The organism is Cupriavidus sp. 05T313, assembly GCF_056396665.1.
Genome location: NZ_JBFTLX010000027.1, coordinates 1 through 21,148 on the forward strand (window position 1 = coordinate 1; position 21,148 = coordinate 21,148).

Consider the following 21,148-nt stretch of genomic DNA (forward strand, 5'->3'; position numbering starts at 1 on the left):
ACGCGTAAGTCTTCCAACACGATTGGCTCCTCGCGCAGCGACTCGACCTCGCGCAGCGACTCGAGCCAATCGAGGAACTCATACTCACTCCGTTCGCCCCTGCTCTCCAGATACTGGTCGATCCCGCCAATGTCCTCTGGCGGGCAAGGCCCGCAACCGGCCACGCAACGTGGCAGCCGGCAAGGACGCGGCCGCAGCATGCGCCGCTCCACCCGTACATCGTGGCGCCACCATGCGTTGAAGTCGTACACGTAGATGAAGCCTTCGTGTTCGCGCAGACTAAACGCGGCCAGCGTTAGCTCGTTTGCCACCGTGGAGAATTGCAGGACGCCGTCGTGGGCTTCGCCGTAACGCCTGCCACGAATGGTGAACTGGTGCAGGTGTTCGTCCGTCCACCCCATGACTACCTGGATGACCTTGTGCAATTGCGCGAGCATCAAGTGCTCGGGAACGAGGACGCGCCGCCAAGCCGGCGGGCTCAAGCCTCGCACGCTGATTCGCAACTGGAGGACGGAGATCGCCGGTTGAGGATCGAAGGACATGCACACATTGTAGGTGGCTCATTATGCTCTAGCGTGAAGACTGATCTCAGCCCCCGCTTTGGCGCGCTCTCGTGTCTTGGCCCTGGCAGAGACCGTCCCGGGATTCTTGACGGCTTCCGGCAACAGCAAGGCGCTGGAGCCTTGGGCGGCCAAGGAAGGCAAGGACGCACTGCAGCTGAACAAACGAAGGACCGGTACGCGCCATGAGCGCGCCCGGTTCCAGCGCGGCCATCATTCCATTTTGAGCCCTACCGTCCTGGTCATGGCCTGGTAGGTCGGCCAGGTACGTGCGATGAACTGCTGCAGGGCCTCGCCGGTCAAGGGCGTGTCCTGGCTGCCAAGCTGCTCCCGCACGTTCCTGACGGCTTCCGACTCGGTGACCGACTGCCGCACCAGCGTCGCCAGGCTGTTGACGATCTCGGCAGACAACCCGGCGGGGCCCAGCAGCATATTGCATTCGGCCAGGTTGCTGAAGATCGGATCGGATATGCCTTCGTCCAGCCAGGTCGGCACGCCGGGCAGCTTCGGGGAGCGCGGCCCTGAGATCACCAGCAGCGGCTTGAACGCGCCGGTAGACAGCCCGCCCGACATCCCCAGCAGCGACCCCGCGCCGATATCGATATGGCCGGCCATCAGGTCGCCGACCATGGCGCCGGTGCCCTTGTAGTTGATGACATCGAACTGGGCCCCGGTCAGCTTTCTCAGCTGCGCCACCATCAACTGCCAGCCCGAGCCGATGCCGTAGTTGCCCACGCTGATGGGCCGCTTGTGCGCCAGCGCGATCAACTCCTTGAACGTGTTGGCCTGCAGCCCCTTGGTCGCCACCATCACGCCAACGCCGGTACTGATGGACGCCACCGGCGTGAGGTCGCGTGAGGGATCAATCGGCGGCTTCTTCAGCAACACCGGCGCCTGGGCGAGCTGGCTGTGCAAGGTGCAAAGCAGCGTGTAGCCGTCGGGCTTGGAGCGCGCCACGGCTTCCGCGGCGATCATGCCGATGCCGCCCGGCTTGTTTTCCACCACCACCGGCACCTTCAGCTTGTTGGAAAAGAACTCGGCGAACGCGCGCGCGGAGCTGTCGTTGGATGAGCCCGGCGCTTGCGCGGCGATGATCCGGATGGGGCGCGAGGGCCAGTCGGCGGCCAGCGCGGAGCGAGGCAGCAGCCAGGGCAACGCGGCCGCTCCGGCCGCTGCGCCCAGCAGCGTGCGCCGGCGAAAGTCTACGGTATCGGCGGGCAAGTCGTTGCCCGGACGAACAATGGAACGCATGGGTCTACTCCCGAATACATCAAGCCTGCGCCCACGACGGCTCACGGGCGCACGGGTTAGCCGTGGCGATGACGCACGGCCGGCAGGAATGGCATGCCGCTACATGCCGATCAGGTCGGCCCGCTGCACCAGGTTCCTGACGATGCGGACCGAAGCGACGTCGATCATCTTGCCCCCGTACTGGACTGCGCCCAGTCCTTGCGACAGGGCTTCGTCATAGGCGCGGATCATGTCGCGGGCGCGCGCCACGTCGGCGGCGGCCGGCGAGAAGACGTCCTGGGCGAGTTCGACTTGCGACGGATGGATGGCCCACTTGCCCACCATGCCGAGGATCATGGCGCGGCGCGCTTCCTCGCGGAATGCGTCGGGGCTGCGGAAATCCGCAAACGGGCCATCGACGGCGTCGAGCCGGTGCGCGCGCGCGGCAATCGTCAGCCGCTGGCGCTGGTAGTGCCAGATGTCGCCCGGATAGCCGCCGCTGCCGCCAATGTCGCGCATGGACACGCCCTGGCTGGCCGAGTAGTCGCCCATGCCGAAGATCAGGCATTCCAGCCGCGGCGTCGACGCGGCAATGGCCTCGACGTTCATCATTGCCTCCACCTCTTCGATCAGCACGTCGATGCCGATGCGGTGGCGCAGGCCAAGCTTCTTCTCCATCATCGACAACAGCTTGTCGACAAATTGCACATCCGCCGCCGACATGGCCTTCGGCAGCATGATGACATCGAGATTGCGGCCTACACCCTCCACCACTTCGATGATGTCCTCGTAGGCATACTCGGTGGTCAGGTCGTTGATGCGCACGCAGCGCGTGGTGCGTCCCCAGTCCAGCCCATTGAGGGCGTCGACGATCTTGCGCCGTGCCGGGCGCTTTTCGCTGGGTGCCACCGCGTCTTCCAGGTCAAGGAAGACGAAGTCCACGCCCATACCCGCGGCCTTGGCCATCATCTTCTCGCTCGAGCCCGGCACGGACAGCTGGCAGCGGCGCAGCCGCTTGGTTTTTTCCTGCATGATGTTGTCTCCTACTTGTTGTACTAGTGTTGTCTGTGGTCGTCCCGGCGTGGCCCCACCGCGCCTACTGCACCACGCCGTCCGCGCGCAGCGCGGCGATCTCGCCGGCATCGAAGCCGAGGTCGGCCAGGGTGCGGTCGGTGTGCTCGCCGGTCATGGGGGCCCGATGCCGTACGCCTCCGGGCGTGGCGCTCATGCGCACCGGACTGCCGGCGATGGTCAGCCCGCGCGCCGCGCCGGGCTGCTCGGCTTCGACCAGCATCCCGCGGATGCGGAAATGCGGATCGTCGAAGATGTCTGCGGCATCGAACACCGGGCCGAACGGCACCTCACCGCCCAGCATCTCGGCAAGCGCGCGCTTGGTATGGCGCACCGTCCAGGCGGCGACCGCCTGCTCCACCTCGGCCCGGTGCCGCACGCGCAATTCGTTGGTGGCAAAGCGCGCATCGCCGGCCCATGGCGGATTGCCCATCCGCTTCACCAGCAGCCGCCAGAAGCGGTCGTTTGGCACCCCAAGGCTGATAAAGCCGTCACTGGCCGGAAAGAGCCCGAACGGGCAGAGCAGCGGATGGCCGTTGCCCTCGGGTCCCGGCGCCTGCGCCGAGGCGCTGTACTGGAACACCATGCGCTCGCATACGGCGAGCACGGCATCGACCATGGCCACATCCACGAACTGGCCGCGGCCGGTGCGCTGGGCGTGCCAGCACGCCGCCGCGATGCCGTAGGCCAGGAACATGGCCGGCACGATGTCACCAACGCCCGGGCCAATCTTGGTCGGCGCGCCGCCGCGCTGCGGGCCGGTTATCCCCATGATGCCGCCCATTGCCTGCGCGACGGGATCGTAGGCGGGCCAGCCCGCGTAGGCGCTCTCGCCGCTGCGCGGGTCGCCGAAGCCGCGCAGCGCCGCATATACCAGCCTGGGGTTCTCCTCGGCGAGCCGTTCATAGCCCAGCCCGAAGCGCTCCATTACGCTGGCGCGGTAGTTCTCGACCAGCACGTCGGCGCTGCGCACGAGCCGCAGCAGGGTCTCGCGCCCGGCGGACTGCTTCAGGTCCAGCACCAGCGATTCCTTGTTGCGGTTGATCGAGCCGAAGTAGCCGCCAAAACCGCCGGACTCCATCCGCAACGCGCCCTCGAGATGCGGGCCGTTGCGTCGGGTCTGGTCGCCCCCGGGCGGCTCGATCTTGATCACACGCGCGCCCTGGTCGGCGAGCATCATCGAGCAATAAGGGCCGGCCAGCATCTGGGTCAGGTCGAGTACCACCATGCCGTCGAGCGCGCCCTTGGGGCGGCCATCTGCATGGCCATCCATGCGCCCCTCTGAGCTCATCGCCCGCCCCAGTGGCTCTCGCGCTTGATCAGCGCGGTGCGCTCCGCCTGCACGCACAGCTTGTCGTCCTGGTTCACGCCGTAGTGGCGGAAGCGAACGACGCCGGCATCCTCGCGGTCGCCGTCCTCCTTGCCCAGCACCTCGGTGAAGGCGTAGAGCGTATCGCCGTGGAAGACCGGATGCGACAGGCGGATCTTGTTCAGCGTCAGTTCGCGCAGGCAATGCTCGGCAGTGTCCTGCGCCGCAAGCCCGAGCACCATCGACAGGTTGATCCCGCCAAAGACCACGCGCTGCGCGAAGATGCCGCCGGCGGCACGCCGCATGGCGTCTTCGTTGAAGTGCCCTTCGGCCGTATTCATGACCATGTTGGTCAGCATGACGTTGTCCATCTCGGTCACGGTCTTGCCGCGCGCATGGCGGATCAGCATGCCCGGTTCGAAGTGCTCGAAGTACCCGTCGGGGCTGGTGAGTGCGCAAAGTTTCATGCCGCCTCCTTCGACTGTCGGACCTGCCCGCCGAACGCGCGGCTGGCGATCATGCCCTCGACCTCGGACTTGCCAAGCAGACTGTTGGCGATGATGCGTTGCTGGATCTCGGAAGTGCCTTCGAAAATCTTGGTGAGGCGCGCGTCGCGCCAGTAGCGCTCCACCGGGAACAGCGTGGTATAGCCCGCGCCGCCGAAGATCTGCAGCGCCGACGAGGTCACGCGCTCGGCCATCTCCGAGGCGAAGTACTTCACCATCGACGCCTCCTTGTCGCAGCGGCGCCCGCTGTCGATCTCGTTGCAGACGAAGTAGAGCAGTTGACGCGCAGCCTCGATCTCGGTGGCCATCGTCGCGATCTTGAAGCGGATCGCCTGGTATTCGGCGATCGGCATGCCGAACTGGCGCCGCTCCAGCGAATAGCCGATCGCGTCTTCCAGCGCGCCCTGCGCCAGGCCGATCGCCCGGGCGGCGGTATGCGCGCGGGCGCCCTCCAGGCCCTTGGCCATCAGCAGGAAGGCCTTGCCCTCGGGACCCATCAGGTTGCGCTTCGGCACGCGCACGCCGTCGAGCGCCAGCTCGAAGGTCTTCCAGCCGAAATACCCGATCTTGGGGATCGGCGAGCCGGTCATGCCAGCGGGGAAGCCGCCCCGCTGCTTCTCGATCATGAAGCACGAAATGCCTTCCCAACGCTTGTCGGGCGAGGGTGGCGCCGAGGTGCGCGCGAACAGGATCAGGTAGTCGGCGCCGTCGGCAAAGGTGCACCAGTACTTGTTGCCGGTCAGCACCCATTCATCGCCATCCAGCACGGCGCGGCACGAAATCGACGCCAGGTCGGAACCGGTATCCGGCTCGGACAGCGCGCTGGCATTGAGGAAGTCGCCACGCACCACGCGCGGCAGGTATTCGCGCCGCATGTCCTCGGGCATCGATTTCATGATCCATCCGCCCTGCGCAYGGGCCACGATCGACGCCACCGACATCCAGCCGCGCGACAGCTGCTCGCAGATCAGGCAATACTCGAAGATGCCAAGGCCCAGGCCGCCGTACTCCTCCGGGATCGTGATGCCGAAGTAGCCCATCTCGGCCATCTTGTCGCGCAGCGACATCGGGATCTCCGCATCCGGGCCGTCCAGCGCGTTGGCAACCGGCAGCACCTCTTTCATCGTGAATTCGCGCGCCGCATCGCGGATCATGCAACGTGCTTCCGTCATGTACCCCAGACCGTCTCCTGACATGCTTATCCCCTCATCCTGACCAGATTGGTACGCTTGAACTCGATTACTACATCGCCCTGCTGATTGGTGCCATGCGTGTGCCACGTGACGATGCCGTAGCCGGGGCGGTTGCTGGCCGGCCTGCGCGACACCACGACGGAGCTGGCATAGAGCGTCTCGCCGGGGTAGACCGGCCGCAGATAGGCCAGCTCGTCGACCCCGAGAAAGGGGCCGCCGCCCTCGGACAGGTCTTCCACTGACAGGCCGAACACGGTGTTGAACACCAGCAGCGGATTGACCGGCACGCCCGCATGGCCATTGGCCTGTGCCACCGCCTCGTTGGTGTATTGCGGGTTGTAGTGCAGCGTCAGCACCGAGAACATGGTGTTGTCCGACGCGGTGACGGTACGGCCCCAGTGATGGTCGAAGCGCCGGCCCGGCTCGAAATCCTCGTAGCGGTTGCCGCGGGCGCGCAGCCAGGCTTCTGATTTCAGGCGGGCGACGACAGGATCGGCGGGGATCTCGGGAACGCGCTCGATGGCGGGATGGGTGGATGTCATTGCATTGCCTCAAACAAAGGTTCGACGGAAGGAAGCTGGTCCAGCGTGTCGACCACCGACACGAGCTTCGCGAACTTGGCCGCRCCGATGCGCGGCACGACGATGGCCTGCGCCTTGTCGACCAGGCGCCGCCACTGCATGGCAAGGTCCGCGGCCGGCACCGCGACATTGGCCTGTGCGCGCAGCGTGCGGCCGTCGCGCGTCAGGATCTCGACCGTGGCGGCGTTGCGGTCCGGGCCGGACACCACCTGCAGGGCGATCCGCTGCCGCGCCCTGACATAGCGCGGCGCGAGCGCGGTCTCGGGCGAATACAGGGCGAGCGACGCAGTTGGCGCGCCGTCCATCGCCAGCGCCGCAAGATGCTGGATCGCGAACTTGATCTCCAGGCCGGTCTGCGGGTTGGCGATATCGCACACGCCGCGATGCGGACCCGACACGAAGATGGTCATCGACTCGAGCGCATCGAGGTCGATACGGTGCTCACGGCAAGCCTGGCGCACGGCTTCAATGGTGGAGTGCGTGAGGTAGCAGGACGCATGGAACTTGAACAGGGTGCGTTCGATCGCCATGCCTGCGCGGCGCTCGAAGGTGGCCGGGAACGCCGGCGCAGCGGGCGCCTGGGTGCGGCCAAAGCCCTGCTCGCACTCGATGCCGCTGGCATTGGCAGTGAACCCGCGCGCCGCCAGGCGGGCCGCCATCACGCCATTCATGGCGGCCTTGCCTGCGTGCAGCGGCTTGGCCATGGTGCCGAACATGCATTTGAGCCCGGCTGCCTGCGTCGCGGCGAGCCCGAGTGCGTGGGCCGTGCCGGCCGGGTCGAGTCCACCCAGCCGCGCACAGGCAGCGGCGGCGCCCAGCGTGCCGGTGGTGCCGGTCGGGTGCAGCCCGAGGCGATACTGCTCGGCGCCAACCACTTCGCCGACCCGGGTTTCGACTTCGTGCCCCAATATCAGCGCGCGCAGCAGGGCCTTGCCGCTGGCGCCGGCGGCCTGGGCCACCGCCAGTGCCGCCGGTGCCACGGGCACGGTCGGATGGCCGTGCATCGCCGAGGCGACGTCGTCAAAGTCGAGAGCGTGGCCGGCAGCGCCATTGATCAGCGCGGCCTGCGCCGGATCGGCGCGCAACGGGCTGCCCACCAGCGCGCACGGCAGATCCCGCGAGCCGGCATATTCGGCCACGAGCATTTCGACCAGCGGCTCAGGGGCGGCGGCGAGGGTAACGGCGATCCAGTCGAGCATGACGTGCCGTGCCCAGGCGAAAGCCGGCGCGCCGAGCTCGGCATCGTCGACCGTGCTGATCCAGCCGGCCAGCGCCCGCGTGAAGCCGGCGCTGGCCGCTGTCTTGTCGATGGTATGGTCAGGTTCCACTCGGAAGCATCGCCGCGTTGCCGGCGCCATGTTGTTGTCGATTGGACCGAGTATTGGCGAACGCCGACGGGCCCGGCATCACATATGTGATGGATTCCGACCCAGTGCATCGATCACATATGTGATRGAAGCCGATGCGTGAGGGATCGAAACTCTCATCCACGGCCATTCGCGGCGCACGGTGCCGCGCCATGGCCGCACTGCCCCTCAACGCTTCACGTCCACGTCGCCACCGGCGACGCTACATCTCATGACCATGAACAAGACCGCGCCCCGCCGCTCCGTGCTGTATGTGCCCGCGACCAATACCCGCGCCATCGAGAAGGCCCGCAACCTGCCCTGCGACGTCATCGTGTTCGACCTGGAGGACGCCGTGGCGCCGGCCATGAAAGGCCAGGCCAGGGACAACCTGGCCAGCGCCTTTGCCGCGCAGCCGTTTGCGACGCATGAGACTGTGATCCGGGTCAATGCCCTGGGAACCGCCGAATTCGATGCCGACCTGCGCGCTGCCGCCGCCTGCGGGGCGGATGCGATCCTGCTGCCGAAAGTCGACACCGGTGCAGACCTGGAGCGCTTTGCCGAGGCGATTGGCGCCATTGCCAATGGCCCTGCCCCCAAGCTGTGGGCCATGATCGAAACGGCTTCCGCGATCCATCGCCTCGACGGCATCCTGCAAGCCGGCCAGCGCCGGCAGGTACAGCTCGAGTGCCTGGTCGTGGGCACCAACGATCTCGCCAAGGAAACCGGCGTATATCCGGGCGACAACCGTGCGTATCTGCTTCCCTGGCTGATGTCGGTAGTGCTGGCGTCAAAGCGCTATGGCACGGACGTGCTCGACGGTGTGTGGAATGACTTCGGCGACCGCGCCGGTTTCGACAACGAAGTGCTGCAGTCGTGCAGGATGGGCTTTGACGGCAAGACGCTGATCCACCCGTCGCAGGTGGATCCAGCCAACGCGGCGTTCACGCCATCGGATGCCGCCACCGCTGAGGCGCAGGCGATCATCGCGGCCTTCGCGCGACCCGAGCATGCCGCGGCGGGTGTGATCAACCTGGATGGGCGAATGGTCGAGCGCCTGCACCTAGCGCAGGCCACGCGCCTGCTAGCGCGGCGTGATGCCATCCGGGCGCGCAGGGAACGACCCGGCCGCTGATTTCGCGCCGCTGCTGCGGCGCTCAGCAGTCCTGCGCTACCGCCAGCACGGCGGCCAGCAACTTCTTGCGGCGTGCGTGTAAACGCGCAACCGGGCCGCCGGTGCCGATGCCGAGCCACTGGCCGCGTATCGGCGTTGCCACCAGCGTGGCGATCACACCGGCCCCCGGCGATGCCAGGCTGGCCGACTCGTAGTAGCCCTGGCGGCGCGCCTGCTCCACCGCGCGCATGATCTCGTCAGTGCGCACCGGCGGCTCGCCCGGGGCCACCTCGGCGTTGTAGCGCCGCAGCAGCCGCCCGATCTGTTCGTCTTCCATCCGGCTCATCAGCATAATGCCGATCGCGGTGCGATGCATCGGCCGGATGGTGCCCGACGATACCGAAAGGCGCAAAGCATGACTGGATTCGATGACGGACAGGTATTGCAGCATGTTGCCGCTCTGGCGGCCCAGCATCACCGTCTCGCCGGTCTCGCTCGAAAGCCGGCGCAGGGCGTCGTGGACCGAGGCGCCGGTGCCTTGTTTTCTTGTGGTCCATCCGCACAGGAACGCGACCCGGACCGACGGGCAATAGGTTCTAAGCTGGGCGTCGAACTCCATGTAGCCGCGCGCCACCATGGTCCGGAGCAGCATTGAGACACTGGACTGCGGGATGCCGAGGCGCTCGGCGATCTCGCCGACGCGCAGGGGCCGGCGCACCCGCTCGAACAATTCCAGCAGATCGAACACCCGATTTGCCGATTTGACCATTCCGCTGTCCATAGCAGTCCCTCCTTGGCCCGCGCGCCTCTCCGGCGCTGTCTTTGCCATGCTTCGGACCGGCCGGCGTCGCCCAGGCGCTTGCCTTTCAGCCCACCCTCAACGCCTGCACAAGTAAAGTTGTAACTACCGTCGTGCGTGGCGAGATTCCCTGCGAACCCTTGTCGCGCAAGCCCTGGAAGCCGACATTCATTTTAGCCAAAATTGTGTCTATCGCGGCCGGGGCGTCAACTAAAGTTGTAACGCAATGGGCGAATTCAACTAATCTTGTGCCGTAATGGTCGACGCTTCTGCGGAGGCTTCGATGACACGACGCTCGCGACTACGGTAAGCGTCAGCGGAACCCATCCATAATGGACTTGACGCCTTCCTCTGCTCGTGGATGATGGCTACAGATCGACCACTTTACGCAGGAGCGCGAAGGAGACCCGCCAGTGGCCTTCGTCGAGATTGCACTGTACGGACGCGGTCTTCTGGTTGACACGCACGACGGTGCCGATGCGCTCGTGCAGGTGCTGGTCGGTAAAGGCCACCGTGTCACCAACCATGAAGTCAGCACGCTGTGCACGGGGCGGTGGCGGCGGGTCGTGTGGCGGGGATTGGGCCGCAGCGTTGGCGTCGGCGATGACCGCGGCATAGGGCAAGGCCCAGCGCCGGCGCGTAGCGGTGTCCTCGATCACGGCCTGGGTCTGCCGCAACTCAAGGATACGGTCCCGCCCTACAGCCCGGACCTGAATCCAGTGGAGTATCTCTGGGCCTGGCTCAAGCGCCATGCCCTGGCCAACTTCTGCCCACACTCGCTCACCGAACTCAAAACGACCGCCCGCAATCGGCTGCGCAGCGCACAACAATGCGCCAACATCATTGCCGCGTGCTGGAAGCAGGCCGAGTTGTGGTGATGTCGTCATTTATACAAGGATCAATAGGCTTAGGGTGATAGATGATGCAGACACCTTGCACCTTCTCCTCGGCGCACAGGTAGAACCACTGATACTCATCCGACGCCGTGAGGTTGGCCTTGGCTATCCAGCTCCAGTGATAGTCGGCGAGGCCGAACTCACCAAGTGCATTTCTGAGCGCACTTCGGTCGGGCAACGGATCGGGATACGCGGCCTGGAACTCCGCGATGATTTCCGCCTTGGCGGCGGACCAATGGCCCTCCATTGCAAGCGTCATCGTGYTATTCAAACCGCAATGAATGACATGGGAAACCATCGCGCCTGTGTGAGTGCAGCGCAGGAACCCTTGACCCTGTTTGACTCCGTCCATTTTTTGTAAGCGACGCGTCGATCCCGTCCGATAAGGCATCGCCGCCCATTATTGAAACCGGAAGAGGATCGCACATCGGCAGCCGGCGTCGTACCCCCCTTTCATAGGGACTGCACAATAGCTCACGGCGCGCCATGCTTTCAGTGCGTCCTGAACTGCAAGGTGCCGGTGCGGTACTGCCATCGCGCGCGGTCGGTTGAGTGTCGGCTTCTCGCCTTTAGCAGCCGAGCCGACTGGCTCCTCGCTGGCCCTAACTCAGGCCTCCGTGTTCAAAACGACGTCAGCAGGTTCGTGCTGACAGTGTGAGCGTGACAAGATGAATTTGATGAGTGCTTCGGCCAGAATACGGCACCGGCTTCGGCATCATTACCGGCGTTGTTGCCCGTGTTTCGCATCGTCGAAGGCGCACTCATCCTTTGGCGCCCGGCTGCAGTCGATGGCGCATCATCCACAGATTGCTCAAGGCAAACAGCGTCTGCAGTTGCTGCGTGTTCTTCATCAAGCCACGGTAGCGCACCTTCATGTGGCCGAACTGGCGCTTGATGATGCGGATACGCGGCAGTGGACGCGCGTGGCCATTGCACCGGTGCCGGCGCGCGAGTGGAAGGGGCCGCGGCCATAAGCCGGACCCGAAAAAAAGAGTCCCCAGGAAGTCCCCAGACACAAAAAAAAGGGGTTACGGCAAATACCGTAACCCCTTGAACTTATTGGTGGGCCTCCCGTGAGTCGAACTCGGCACCAACGGATTATGAGTCCGCTGCGCTAACCAGGCATGAGCTAGAGGCCCGATGGAGCGGGTGAAGGGAATCGAACCCTCGTCACGAGCTTGGAAGGCTTCTGCTCTACCGTTGAGCTACACCCGCGCGCGATGCGCGGCATGATAGCAACTCCCCCCAATCGTCGTGGCACGATTTGTTCAGTTAGACAACCTTAACCGTTCTGCGCCAGCCTCGAATTACGGCCCCAGGATAATCGGCTTGCCATTCGTGCGCAAACGCAATGGCCGAGACTGAAGCGCCCAGCTGCTTGCGGTGCAAAACGATCTCTTTGTACCTCCAAATACACTAGCTGCGCCACTGTCGTCGTCAGATGGTGACCATGCCACTGGCATGCAAAGCTTCGCTCACGGCTTCGATCCCGGCTGCATCGAGGTCCTGCAGCGGCTGCCGCACATGACCGCCGCGCCAGCCGCGCAGATTCATGGCAGCCTTGGTGGACTGGGGCTGGCCCAGTTTGCGGGCGACCGCCCGCATGGGGTACCAGCGACGATGCAGGCCGCCGGCGTCCGTCGCGTTGCCAATGCGCACCGCATCGTATGTAGCCTTGACCAACTCAGGCAGCGCGCAACTGTTGGTCGAGCTGACACCGTCGAACCCTAGTACCAGCGGCCCAAGCATCACGAGATCGGATGCGGCCAGTACGCGAATGCGGCCGCTGACGCGCCCGACGAGTTGATCGACCGTGGTCGGATTGAGATCGCCCTGCTTGAGTGCGACCACTTGGGGCACATCGCACAGGCGCTCGATCAGCGGCACCGATAGCGTAATACCGACGCCCGGCGCGTTATAGATCATCACGCCGGTTCTGGAGAGCGGCGCCACTTCCTCAAAGAAGCGCACGATCTGGCCATCGGTGACTTCGGACACGAACGGCGGCATCAACATGGGCAATCCGCCCAGTTCGCCAGCCAACGAGGTCAGTTCCTTCACCACGCGCACATCGGCATGTGCGGTGCATAGCAATACAGGCACGCAATCGCCTACGACGTCCATGGCGTGGCGGAAGAGCGCTGCGCGCTCGGCGGTATTCATGGCCGGGAATTCGCCGTAGGTGCCGCCAATCAGAAGCCCGTCGTAGCCCAGGCCCAGCATGCGCTCGACGTTCTCCGTCAGCGCGGGGAGATCCAGGCTGCCATCCGCCGCGAAGGGCGTGACTGCGATATTGAACAGGCCGCGGGCGCGCGCCAGAGATTCATCTTGAGATTTCATAGTGCCTCGGGTCAATGTTGAGACGTTAGCTGTGGAAAAAAATAGGTGGCCGACCTAGGAATCGGCTGGAATGCGAACAGGATCGGGATTAGAAATCGAGCTGGCTGAGCGGACGAATGCGTACGCCATCGCCTTCCAGCGCCGCGCGCACCGCCCTGGCAATGGCAACTCCCTGCGGGTTGTCGCCATGCACGCAGATCGTGTGGACCCGCATGTCGACCTTGCGGCCGCCAACGGTATGAATCGCCTGCTCCCGAACCATCTGCAAGGCACGCGCCGCCGCAACGCCCGGGTCGTGGATGACGGCGCCCGGCTGGTTGCGCGGCAGCGTTAAGCCGTTGTCGCCATAGAGACGATCCGCAAAGACCTCGCAGGCCATGCGCACGCCGCCCCGGCGGGCCGCGCGCTCGGTTTCATTGTGCAGCGTGCAGACCAGCACRAGATCCCGGTCAAGGGCGCGCATGGCGCCGATGAGTGCGTCGGATAGCTCGGGGCTTTCGAAGGCCATCGTGGCCAGGGCGCCATGGAGCTTGACGTGCGTCACGCGATGGCCCACGGCCTGCGCCATCCCCTGCAGCGCGGCAATCTGGTAGATCAGCATCTTCTCGATGTCACCGGGACTGTCCCCGACGATCTTGCGCCGGCCAAAACCGTACAGATCGTTAAAGCCAGGGTGCGCACCAACATCGACGCCTCGCGACAGTGCCTGGGCCGCGGTCTGGTGCATGACGACGGGATCGCCACCGTGAAAGCCGCAGGCCACGTTGGCCGACGTGACGATCGCCAGCATGGCGCTGTCGTCCCCTATTTCATAAGGGCCGAAGCTCTCGCCCAGGTCTGAATTCAGATCGACTTCCCGCACTTTCATTCTCCGAAACGCCACCCGGCGCCGCTTGGTATACCACTGGCACGCAAAATGCATGCCATTTGCCGGGCAGCAGAATCCTGATGGCCGCATCCCCAAAATCGGGCGTTTCAACTGGAGAAAGCATGACAAGCAAGTTGCAGAAAATGGTTAGTACCGCGGCAGCTGCCGCGGCCTTGCTGGCAGGTGCAGCCCACGCGGCGGAACTGAACTTCGCGAGTTGGGGTGGCGCCTACCAGGGCGCGATCCGCGAGGCGTGGTTGAAGCCGTTCGCCAAGGACACTGGCGTCAAGCTGACGGAAGACACCGATCCGCAAGTCGCAAAGATCCGCGCCATGATCGACACCAAGACCGTGAACTGGGATGTGGTGACGGAGAACAGCGCGCGGCTGACGCGCGGCATCAAGCTGGGCGTATTCGAAAAGATCACGCCCGAGATGGTGGATCAGAAGCACGTGATCCGCGGCGCGCGCAACGACTATGGTGTGCCGTCCGAGATCTTCTCGACCGTGGTGGGTTTTTCGTCCAAGACATTTCCGGCCGGCAAGCTCCAGCCATCCACCTTCGCGGATTTCTGGGACGTGGCCAAGTTCCCGGGCAAGCGCACGCTGCAGGACGATCCGGCCACCGTCATCGAGGCCGCGCTGATCGCCGACGGTGTTGCGCCCGCCGACGTCTACAAGGTGCTCGCCACGCCTGCTGGCGTGGACCGCGCCATGAAGCAGATCGAGAAGATCAAGCCAAGCGTCGCCATGTGGTGGAAGAACGGCGCCGAGCCGGTCAACGCGCTAGGCAGCGGCGAGGTCGTCATGGCGCTGGGCTGGAACGGTCGCTTCCAGGCCGGCATCGATTCCGGGCTGCCGATCCAGATGGGTTGGGGCAACGCCGTGGCGCAGGTTGGCTACTTCGCCCTGGTCAAGGGTGCGCCGCATCGCGACGAAGCCCTGAAGCTGCTGAACTACATCATCCAGCCGAAGAACCAGGCCGAATTCAGCAAGCACATCGCCTACGGTCCCACCGCCGAAGCCGCCTTTCCTCTGATCGACGAGGCCCGCAAGCAGCGCCTGCCTTCCACGCCCGAACGGCTGAAAAGCGCCTTGTTCCTCGACTCCGAATTCTGGGAAAAGCAGGGGCCGGCCATCGTCGAGCGCTACAACCAGATCCGCGCACGTTGATTCGTACCACCGCGAGGTAACTGCATCATGACAGGCACCGCCCTGCCCCTTCCCCCCGCCTCGACCGCACCCGCCGTGAGGCAGGCGCGCCGCCGTCCGAGCCGCGCGGCGGTGCTCGCCAGCTTGCCGTTGCTGCTCTTCCTGCTGTGCTTTTTTGTCGGGCCCATCGCGGGCCTGCTCAAGGAAGGCTTCTATCAGGACGGCGTGGCGACGCTGGCCAACTACCGCCACCTGATCGACACGCCAATCTACCGGATCGTGCTGGGCAACACCTTCACCATCGCCGCGGCGGTGACGCTGTCCTGCGTGCTGATGAGCTACCCGCTTGCCTACCTGATGGCCAGCGTGCGGCCCAATGTAGCCAAGCTGCTGTTCTTCGCGGTGCTGCTGCCGTTCTGGTCGAGCGCGCTGGTGCGCACCTCTGCCTGGATCGCGCTGCTGGGCAAGAACGGGCCGCTCAATGCCCTCCTGACCGGCAGCGGCATTCTGGACCAGCCGATGGCCTTCCTCTACAACTTCACCGGCGTGATGATCGGCATGACCCATGTGCTGATGCCCTTTGTGGTGCTGCCGCTCTATGCCTCGTTCCGCTCGCTGGACCACACCCTGGTGCAGGCCGCGCAGAGTCTCGGAGCGGGTTCGGTGAGCATCTTCAGCCGCGTGGTGCTGCCGCTAACCAGCCCCGGGGTGGTGGCGGGCGGCATCATCGTCTTCATGAATGCGGTGGGCTACTACATCACGCCCTCGCTGATGGGTGGCCCGGCCCAGCGCATGGTGGCCGAGCTGATTTCCTACAACATCACCGAGGAACTGAACTGGGGCCTGGCCGCGGCGTTAGCCGCCGTGCTGCTGCTCACGGTGCTGGCATCGCTGTGGCTCTTCAATCGCCTGTTCGGCCTGGACAAGCTGATCGCCGGTTCGACCGGCAAGGGCAGCAGCACGCCTGGCACGGCGCGCACCCCGGGCGGGCGGCTCGCCGTGGCCGCCGGCATTGCCTGCGCCGTGTTCCTGGTGTTGCCGATCGTCATCGTAATCCCGATGAGCTTCGGCACCACCGATTTCCCGGTGTTCCCGCCGCCGCAGTATGGGCTGCGCTGGTACGCCAGCTTCTTCGACGACGCCAAATGGCTCGATGCTCTCTGGTCGAGCCTGCGCGTTGGCGCGATCGTGACGGTGCTGGCTACCCTGCTTGGCACCGCCGCGGCGCTGGGCGTGCACAAGATGGCGTCGGCGCGCAAGGGCTGGCTCGATGCCCTGTTCGTCGTGCCGATGTCGGTGCCGGCGATCATCACCGCTGTGTCCCTCTACTACCTGCTGGCGCCGCTGGGCTGGGTGGCCAACTCGCTGGCCATCGTCATCGGCCACACCGTGCTCGCCACGCCCTACGTCTACATCACGGTGCGCGCCGCGCTGCGCGGTTTCGATCCCAGCCTGGAACTGGCGGCGCTGAGCCTGGGCGCCCCGTGGCCGACTATGTTCCGGCTGGTGATGCTGCCGGCGCTACTGCCCAGTCTCGTCGGCGGCGCGGTGTTCGCCTTCGTGACCTCGTTCGACGATGTCGTGATGGCGCTGTTCCTCACCACCATCCGTAACCGCACCCTGCCCAAGCTGATGTACGAGGGCCTGGCGCACGATTTCGATCCAACGGTGATCTCCGCGTCCTGCGTGCTGATCGCCGCTACTGCGCTCATCCTGATGGCCAACCAGTTGCTGGGAAAGAAGAAAGGAGCATGACGATGCAAGCCACCCTCTCGCCAACCGCGTCCCCGCCCTATGCTGCGGCGCCTGCGCTGCAGCTCTCCGAGCGCCCCGAGGCCCAGGGCAAGGACATCTCGGTGCGCGCCGTGCGCAAGTCCTACGGCAGCACGGTCGCGCTGCCGGAAGTCTCGCTATCGGTGGCACGCGGCGAATTCTGTACCCTGCTTGGCGCCTCGGGCTCGGGCAAGACCACGCTGCTGAAGATCATCGCCGGCTTCGAAATGCCCGACACCGGCAGCGTGCACATCGCCGGCCGCGACGTCACCCACACGCCGATCGCCGAACGCAATATCGGCATGGTGTTCCAGAACTACGCGCTGTTCCCCCATATGTCGGTGTTCGAGAACGTAGCCTTTGCGCTGCGCATGCGGCGCCTCAACCATGAGGACATCAAGCGGCGCGTCGGCGAAGCGCTCGAGCTGGTGAGCCTGCAGGCCCTGGCAGCGCGCCTGCCACGCGAGCTCTCAGGCGGGCAACAGCAGCGCGTCGCGCTGGCCCGCGCGCTGGTCTTCATGCCGGACGTGCTGCTGATGGACGAACCGCTTGGCGCGCTCGACAAGAACTTGCGGCAGGCGATCCAGCTGCAGCTCAAGAAGCTGCACCACGACCTCGGCCTGACGGTGGTCTTCGTCACCCACGACCAGGAGGAAGCCATGAACCTGTCGGACCGCATCGTCATCATGGACCAGGGCCGCATCGTGCAAGCGGGCGCGCCCGCCGCACTGTACCGCTCGCCCGATACGCCGTTCGTCGCGGGCTTCCTCGGCGAATGCAACTTCCTCGGAGAACCCGCCCGCGTGCTCGGGATCAGGCCGGAGAACGTGCGCGTTGGCGCGCAGCTTGGCGCGTCGGACGTACGGCACGAGGGCCGCGTGGTCGCGTCGACCTTCTGCGGCCTGCACTGGAAGGTATTCATCGCCTGGCGGGACAGGACCATCGTTGCCTATGCGGCTGCCGGCATGGCTGGTACCGATCACGAGCCCGGGCGGCTCGTAGCCTGGGGGTTCAGCCCCAGCGACGCCATGGTGTTCGCCACCCAATGAGGGTCGGTGAGCACCAGTAGCGCGACAGCATATTCACTACCGCACCAACATGAAAACACTGACAAAAATCGAGACTGACCACGGCGCTGCCGCAAGCGAGCTGGACGACATCGCGCTGACCTCGACCACGCCCGCCGGGGACATCCCCGACCTGGCGGGCGATGCCTACAACACGCTGCTTGACATGATCCAGCTGGGCCGCTTGCGCACCGAGACGCCACTGCAGGAACGGGCGCTGGCGGCAACGCTGGGCATCTCGCGCACGCCGCTGCGCGAAGCCATGAGCCGGCTCATCGGCGGCGGCTTTGCCGTGCGCACGCCGCGCGGGCAGCTCATGATCAAGGAGCCCACGCTGCGCCAGTATCTGGAGATTCTCCAAATGCGGGGCCTGCTGGAAAGCGAAGCCGCCGCCCAGGCCGCGACCCGGATGGACCCCAAGCATGCGCAATACGTCATCGCCCAGGTGGAGGCGCATCTGCTGGCGCGCAATACCACCAAGGACGAGAACCACAGGATCGATAACCTGCTGCACGACACCGTCGCCACGGCCAGCGGCAACCAGATGCTGGCGCAGACGATCCATGACCTGCGCATCAAGGCAAGATGCTTCGACCAGAACGGCGCACCCGAGCGTTTCGAGCCCTGCGCACGCGAGCATATCGCCATCCTGCAGGCCATCGCCGAGCGCAACGCCGATGCGGCGCGCGCCGCCATGAGCCTGCACCTTGCCAACGCACGCGCCGGCCTGGTAGCGCGCCATACAAACCTGTGACTTCGTGTGTTGCCAACCATGCGTCCATCAACGCTCCATCAACCAGCAGATTCATCCATGACAAGTACATCGCGCATTGACGAAAGCGCAAGGGGCGTCTTCATCATCTCCGCGACCCCCTTCACGGAACAGGGGGCGCTCGACCTGGAGAGCACCGACCGCCTGGTCGATTTCTACCTCGGCAAGAAGGTCGCGGGCATGACCATCCTCGGCATGATGGGCGAAGCGCCCAAGCTGTCGGAGGAGGAGTCCATGATTTTCGTGCGCCGCATCCTCGAGCGGGTCGATGGCCGGGTGCCGGTGGTTGTCGGGGTGAGCCACGCGTCGAATCAGCATGTGGAGCGCCTGGCGAGGACCTCGATGGCGCTCGGCGCGGCCGGGGTCATGCTGGCGCCAGCGGCAAACCTCAGGACCGACGACCAGGTTTATGGCTACTACGCCGCCATTGCGCGCCTGCTTGGACCGGATGTGCCGATCTGCCTGCAGGACTTCCCCCAGGCCACCGGCGTCTACACCTCGGTCGACGTCGTCCTGCGGATGGTGCGGGAATTCCCGCAGGTGGTGATGTTCAAGCACGAGGAGCTACCCGGCCTGCGCAAGCTCTCGCAGATTCGTGCCCAAAGCGAGGCGGAAGGCCTGCGTCGCATCAGCATCCTGGCCGGCAATGGCGGCCTGTTCCTGCCGCAGGAGATGCTGCGGGGCGCGGATGGCGCGATGACCGGCTTCGCCTACCCCGAGATGCTGGTCCAGGTCTGCGACCTTTTCGCCCAGGGTAAGGCCGGTGAAGCCGAAGACCTGTTCGATCTGTACCTGCCACTGCTGCGCCATGAGTTCCAGTACGGCATCGGCCTGGCACTGCGCAAGGAAACCCTGCGCCGGCGCGGTGCGATCGCCAGTGCCGCGGTGCGCAAGCCCGGACCGGTGCTGGACGCAACCGACCTTGCGGAGCTGGAGCGGCTGATCGGCCGCCTGGAAGCCAGTTTGGCGAACGCCGGCCAGGCTGGTCACTGACGCCAGGGGAGACAGGGAAACAGCATGACTTTCGACTTCTGTATCACCGGCGCATCGATCGTGGACGGCAGCGGCAGACCCGCCTTCGTTGGCGACGTGGGCGTGAAGGACGGGAAGATCGCGGCCGTTGGTGAGCTTGCCCACGCCAGCGCGGTGGAACGCATCGATGGCCGTGGCCGGGTTGCCGCGCCTGGCTTCATCGACGTCCATACGCACGACGACCGCGCCTTGCTGATGCCGGGCGCGATGACGGCGAAGCTGTCCCAGGGCGTGACAACCGTCGTCACCGGCAACTGTGGACTCAGCCTGGCGCCTGCGCGGCCGGGCACCGCCATATCGCCTCCGCTGGACCTGATCGCCACGCCGGAATGGCTACGTTTTCCTGCCTTCCGCGATTACCTCCACGCCTTGGACGCGAACGGGACCGCGGTCAACGCTGTCTGCCTTGTGGGCCACCTGACGCTGCGGGCCAGCGTCATGGACAACCTGGAACGCCCGGCCACCCCGGCCGAATGCGATGCCATGCAGCGCCTGCTGGCAGACGCGCTCGAGGCAGGTGCCTGGGGCATGTCCACCGGCACCTTCTATCCGCCCGCGCGGCTTGYCACCACCGACGAAATCGTCGCGGTAGGCGAGCCCCTGCGGGCCCATGGCGCGCTCTATGCCACCCATATGCGCAACGAAGCCGAGAAGATCATCGATGCGCTGGATGAAACCTTCGAGATAGGCAGGCGGCTTGGCGTACGCGTTCTGATCTCGCACCACAAGCTGGCGGGCATCGCCAATCACGGGCGCTCCGCCGAGACGCTGAAGCACATCGCAGCCGCGATGCAAACGCAGCCGGTATCGCTTGATTGCTACCCCTACAACGCGTCTTCCACGGTACTGCGGCCGGAGTTCGTGGCGCGCGCCGCCGCCGTGATGGTCAGCTGGTCCACGCCACATCCGGAACATGCCGGCAGGCTGCTCGCCGATATCGCGCGCGAGATGGGCTGCGGCGATGAACAAGCCGCCGCGCGCCTGGCACCCGCCGGCGCCGTCTACTTCATGATGGACGAGGGCGACGTGCGCCGCATTCTTGCCTTCCCCAAAGCCATGATCGGCTCGGACGGCATGCCGCACGACGAGCATCCCCACCCGCGCCTGTGGGGAACATTTCCCCGAGTGCTGGGCCACTACTCGCGCGAGGAGCGGCTTTTCCCGCTGGTCACGGCAATCCACAAGATGAGCGGCCTGACCGCCGGCGAGCTCGGCATCGCCGACCGCGGCCATATCGCCGTTGGCCAGGCGGCCGATCTTGTGCTGTTCGACCCGGACACGGTCGGGGATCGCGCGACCTTCGCCAAGCCGGCCACGCTATCGGCAGGTATCGAGAGCGTCTGGGTCAACGGACGGCTGGCTTTCGCAAAAGGAGACGTGCGGGACGATCGCGCCGGACGTGTACTGACCAGGACACCATCACAGGCCGTGCAAGCGTAGCAATCCGTTTGGCACGTGTATTGCTTGCACTCCATTGGCATACCAATGGCACACAAGCCTCATATCAACCACCAACGCAATGCCATGTGCGATCGATCGA

The 21,148-nt window shown here is 65.3% G+C and carries 19 protein-coding genes, 2 tRNA genes and 2 pseudogenes; 8 read left to right on the plus strand and 15 right to left on the minus strand.

Going from position 1 to position 21,148, the window contains the following annotated elements:
- From AC1DKD_RS09025 to AC1DKD_RS09060, 8 genes are all read right to left on the minus strand, one after another.
- Positions 1–542 (minus strand): plasmid pRiA4b ORF-3 family protein (locus AC1DKD_RS09025; protein ID WP_477143195.1); only part of this gene is annotated, 542 nt, incomplete at its 3' end.
- Between the two features lie 231 nt (positions 543–773).
- Positions 774–1,811: a Bug family tripartite tricarboxylate transporter substrate binding protein gene (locus tag AC1DKD_RS09030; RefSeq protein ID WP_441632848.1), complete on the minus strand. Its 1,038-nt coding sequence runs from the start codon at positions 1,809–1,811 to the stop codon at positions 774–776.
- Positions 1,812–1,910: 99 nt separating this feature from the next.
- On the minus strand, positions 1,911–2,822 hold the full coding sequence (locus AC1DKD_RS09035; protein ID WP_441632850.1) for an HpcH/HpaI aldolase/citrate lyase family protein: 912 nt from the start codon (positions 2,820–2,822) through the stop codon (positions 1,911–1,913).
- A gap of 64 nt (positions 2,823–2,886) precedes the next feature.
- Entirely contained in the window at positions 2,887–4,134 is a 1,248-nt protein-coding gene (locus AC1DKD_RS09040) for a CaiB/BaiF CoA transferase family protein (RefSeq protein ID WP_441632852.1), read from the minus strand.
- 14 nt (positions 4,135–4,148) lie between these two features.
- A complete protein-coding gene (locus tag AC1DKD_RS09045; RefSeq protein WP_441632854.1) occupies positions 4,149–4,637 on the minus strand; it encodes a MaoC family dehydratase in 489 nt (162 codons plus the stop codon).
- Positions 4,634–5,848, minus strand: coding sequence for an acyl-CoA dehydrogenase family protein (locus AC1DKD_RS09050; protein WP_477143196.1), 1,215 nt, complete (start codon positions 5,846–5,848; stop codon positions 4,634–4,636). Before AC1DKD_RS09050 ends, AC1DKD_RS09045 begins: the two co-directional genes overlap by 4 nt.
- A gap of 26 nt (positions 5,849–5,874) precedes the next feature.
- The gene (locus AC1DKD_RS09055) at positions 5,875–6,411 is read right to left on the minus strand and encodes a MaoC family dehydratase (RefSeq protein WP_441632858.1); all 537 of its coding nucleotides are present in this window, start codon (positions 6,409–6,411) and stop codon (positions 5,875–5,877) included.
- Complete coding sequence (locus tag AC1DKD_RS09060) at positions 6,408–7,778, minus strand: MmgE/PrpD family protein (RefSeq protein WP_441632860.1); 1,371 nt, start codon at positions 7,776–7,778, stop codon at positions 6,408–6,410. Before AC1DKD_RS09060 ends, AC1DKD_RS09055 begins: the two co-directional genes overlap by 4 nt.
- A gap of 250 nt (positions 7,779–8,028) precedes the next feature.
- Between AC1DKD_RS09060 and AC1DKD_RS09065 the strand changes: the two genes are divergently transcribed.
- Positions 8,029–8,931, plus strand: coding sequence for an HpcH/HpaI aldolase/citrate lyase family protein (locus AC1DKD_RS09065; protein WP_441632862.1), 903 nt, complete (start codon positions 8,029–8,031; stop codon positions 8,929–8,931).
- Positions 8,932–8,953: 22 nt separating this feature from the next.
- Here AC1DKD_RS09065 and AC1DKD_RS09070 read toward each other — a convergent pair whose 3' ends face one another.
- The gene (locus tag AC1DKD_RS09070) at positions 8,954–9,679 is read right to left on the minus strand and encodes an IclR family transcriptional regulator (RefSeq protein ID WP_441632863.1); all 726 of its coding nucleotides are present in this window, start codon (positions 9,677–9,679) and stop codon (positions 8,954–8,956) included.
- Between the two features lie 719 nt (positions 9,680–10,398).
- Between AC1DKD_RS09070 and AC1DKD_RS09075 the strand changes: the two are divergent.
- Positions 10,399–10,587 (plus strand): annotated as a pseudogene (locus AC1DKD_RS09075) (transposase); the annotation flags it as partial.
- Here the strand turns inward: AC1DKD_RS09075 and AC1DKD_RS09080 are convergent.
- The 6 genes and pseudogenes from AC1DKD_RS09080 to AC1DKD_RS09105 all read right to left on the minus strand — a co-directional run bounded on the left by AC1DKD_RS09080 (position 10,550) and on the right by AC1DKD_RS09105 (position 13,813).
- Entirely contained in the window at positions 10,550–10,864 is a 315-nt protein-coding gene (locus AC1DKD_RS09080; protein ID WP_477111823.1) for a hypothetical protein, read from the minus strand. The pseudogene AC1DKD_RS09075 and the gene AC1DKD_RS09080 sit on opposite strands and share 38 nt — an antisense overlap.
- Before the next feature lie 502 nt (positions 10,865–11,366).
- Positions 11,367–11,507, minus strand: a pseudogene (locus tag AC1DKD_RS09085) (IS5/IS1182 family transposase); the annotation flags it as partial.
- Between the two features lie 158 nt (positions 11,508–11,665).
- Positions 11,666–11,744 (minus strand) — tRNA-Ile (locus tag AC1DKD_RS09090).
- Positions 11,745–11,746: 2 nt separating this feature from the next.
- Positions 11,747–11,820: transfer RNA gene (locus AC1DKD_RS09095), tRNA-Gly, on the minus strand.
- Between the two features lie 222 nt (positions 11,821–12,042).
- On the minus strand, positions 12,043–12,945 hold the full coding sequence (locus AC1DKD_RS09100) for a dihydrodipicolinate synthase family protein (RefSeq protein WP_441632867.1): 903 nt from the start codon (positions 12,943–12,945) through the stop codon (positions 12,043–12,045).
- Positions 12,946–13,033: 88 nt separating this feature from the next.
- Positions 13,034–13,813: a LamB/YcsF family protein gene (locus AC1DKD_RS09105; RefSeq protein WP_477143197.1), complete on the minus strand. Its 780-nt coding sequence runs from the start codon at positions 13,811–13,813 to the stop codon at positions 13,034–13,036.
- Positions 13,814–13,935: 122 nt separating this feature from the next.
- Here AC1DKD_RS09105 and AC1DKD_RS09110 point away from each other — a divergent pair, with 122 nt between their 5' ends.
- From AC1DKD_RS09110 to AC1DKD_RS09135, 6 genes are read left to right on the plus strand one after another with little or no spacing between them, the layout of a single operon-like run.
- Positions 13,936–14,985 carry an ABC transporter substrate-binding protein gene (locus AC1DKD_RS09110; RefSeq protein ID WP_441632871.1) on the plus strand — a complete coding sequence of 350 codons (1,050 nt, stop codon included), beginning with the start codon at positions 13,936–13,938 and terminating at the stop codon, positions 14,983–14,985.
- Positions 14,986–15,012: 27 nt separating this feature from the next.
- Positions 15,013–16,719 carry an ABC transporter permease subunit gene (locus AC1DKD_RS09115; protein ID WP_441632873.1) on the plus strand — a complete coding sequence of 569 codons (1,707 nt, stop codon included), beginning with the start codon at positions 15,013–15,015 and terminating at the stop codon, positions 16,717–16,719.
- A gap of 2 nt (positions 16,720–16,721) precedes the next feature.
- Complete coding sequence (locus AC1DKD_RS09120; RefSeq protein WP_477111821.1) at positions 16,722–17,786, plus strand: ABC transporter ATP-binding protein; 1,065 nt, start codon at positions 16,722–16,724, stop codon at positions 17,784–17,786.
- A gap of 49 nt (positions 17,787–17,835) precedes the next feature.
- Positions 17,836–18,558 (plus strand): GntR family transcriptional regulator, encoded by a 723-nt coding sequence (locus AC1DKD_RS09125; RefSeq protein ID WP_441632877.1) that lies wholly within the window; start codon positions 17,836–17,838, stop codon positions 18,556–18,558.
- Positions 18,559–18,615: 57 nt separating this feature from the next.
- Positions 18,616–19,569, plus strand: a complete 954-nt coding sequence (locus AC1DKD_RS09130) for a dihydrodipicolinate synthase family protein (RefSeq protein ID WP_441632879.1) — start codon at positions 18,616–18,618, stop codon at positions 19,567–19,569.
- 24 nt (positions 19,570–19,593) lie between these two features.
- A complete protein-coding gene (locus AC1DKD_RS09135; RefSeq protein ID WP_477143198.1) occupies positions 19,594–21,048 on the plus strand; it encodes an N-acyl-D-amino-acid deacylase family protein in 1,455 nt (484 codons plus the stop codon).
- Positions 21,049–21,148: the final 100 nt, after the last annotated feature.

Excerpts from the sequence above, each read along its gene's own strand:
- AC1DKD_RS09100 (WP_441632867.1), bottom strand. The coding sequence starts at position 12,945 with ATGAAATCTCAAGATGAATCTCTGGCGCGCGCCCGCGGCCTGTTCAAT.
- AC1DKD_RS09045 (WP_441632854.1), bottom strand. The coding sequence starts at position 4,637 with ATGAAACTTTGCGCACTCACCAGCCCCGACGGGTACTTCGAGCACTTC.
- AC1DKD_RS09055 (WP_441632858.1), bottom strand. The coding sequence starts at position 6,411 with ATGACATCCACCCATCCCGCCATCGAGCGCGTTCCCGAGATCCCCGCC.
- AC1DKD_RS09035 (WP_441632850.1), bottom strand. The coding sequence starts at position 2,822 with ATGCAGGAAAAAACCAAGCGGCTGCGCCGCTGCCAGCTGTCCGTGCCG.
- AC1DKD_RS09080 (WP_477111823.1), bottom strand. The coding sequence starts at position 10,864 with ATGACGCTTGCAATGGAGGGCCATTGGTCCGCCGCCAAGGCGGAAATC.
- AC1DKD_RS09130 (WP_441632879.1), top strand. The coding sequence starts at position 18,616 with ATGACAAGTACATCGCGCATTGACGAAAGCGCAAGGGGCGTCTTCATC.
- AC1DKD_RS09115 (WP_441632873.1), top strand. The coding sequence starts at position 15,013 with ATGACAGGCACCGCCCTGCCCCTTCCCCCCGCCTCGACCGCACCCGCC.
- AC1DKD_RS09030 (WP_441632848.1), bottom strand. The coding sequence starts at position 1,811 with ATGCGTTCCATTGTTCGTCCGGGCAACGACTTGCCCGCCGATACCGTA.
- AC1DKD_RS09120 (WP_477111821.1), top strand. The coding sequence starts at position 16,722 with ATGCAAGCCACCCTCTCGCCAACCGCGTCCCCGCCCTATGCTGCGGCG.
- AC1DKD_RS09040 (WP_441632852.1), bottom strand. The coding sequence starts at position 4,134 with ATGGATGGCCATGCAGATGGCCGCCCCAAGGGCGCGCTCGACGGCATG.
- AC1DKD_RS09070 (WP_441632863.1), bottom strand. The coding sequence starts at position 9,679 with ATGGTCAAATCGGCAAATCGGGTGTTCGATCTGCTGGAATTGTTCGAG.
- AC1DKD_RS09125 (WP_441632877.1), top strand. The coding sequence starts at position 17,836 with ATGAAAACACTGACAAAAATCGAGACTGACCACGGCGCTGCCGCAAGC.
- AC1DKD_RS09110 (WP_441632871.1), top strand. The coding sequence starts at position 13,936 with ATGACAAGCAAGTTGCAGAAAATGGTTAGTACCGCGGCAGCTGCCGCG.
- AC1DKD_RS09065 (WP_441632862.1), top strand. The coding sequence starts at position 8,029 with ATGACCATGAACAAGACCGCGCCCCGCCGCTCCGTGCTGTATGTGCCC.